Raw genomic sequence first — 833 nt, forward strand, 5'->3', positions numbered from 1 at the left:
GCAGCGTCATATGGGTATAAGAGACAGTTATACAGGTGTGTAAGTGGATTGAAGTGCTAAACGTCGTAGGTATCTTAGTTTTAATTTCGGTAGTGTAAATAATTTTGTGTAAACACTTTAAGATTATCAGTTACAACTAGTTATAAATCTATACGCGCCTGAGCAAATCCTCGATGAGTTCGCTCAAAGAATTTTGCATTATACTCATTGGCGTAAGAGCACACAAAACGTTCTAACGAAGCTTCATTAGGAAATTGTTCTTTTTTACCTATAGTTCGTTTAAGATGTTTATTAAATTGCTCAATAATATTAGTTGTGTAAATACTTGCTCTAATTGAAGCTGGAAACTCATAATATGTAAATAAATCCGTTATATCAGATAATATTCCTTGTAACTTAGGATAGATAGGTTGCCAAGTCGTTAGAAAATTTCCTAGTATTGACGTTGCTTGTTCGTAAGAGGTGGCTTGATATATCGTCTTTAATTCACTCATAACAACGGCTAAATCCTTGCGACGTATTAATTTTTGAATATGTCGAAGAATATGAACCCAACAGCGTTGAAACTTAGCAGCTGGATATTGAGTAAGGCATAGGTCTTTTAAGCCTATAAATCCATCTGAAATAAAAAGTAATACAGAATTAACTCCTCGCTTTTTTATTGAAGTTAATAGTTCATTATACGCATCAAGCGATTCAGTAGGTCGTATGATATAGTCTAAGACTTCTTTTTGTCCAGATGGCGTAATCCCTAATAATACATGGAGTGCCTCTTTTTGAACGGTATTACGTTTTACAGAAATAAAAGTAGCATCACAATATATCGCAGCATA

General features: G+C 33.7%; 1 protein-coding gene. It reads right to left on the reverse strand.

Annotated elements, in window-relative coordinates:
* Positions 1–140: 140 nt before the first annotated feature.
* On the reverse strand, positions 141–833 hold a 693-nt coding region (locus tag VER_RS10050), incomplete at its 5' end, for a transposase (RefSeq protein WP_202922169.1).

Origin of the sequence: Veillonella sp. R32, from assembly GCF_010093125.1 — a bacterium.
In the GTDB taxonomy this organism is placed as follows: domain Bacteria; phylum Bacillota; class Negativicutes; order Veillonellales; family Veillonellaceae; genus Veillonella_A.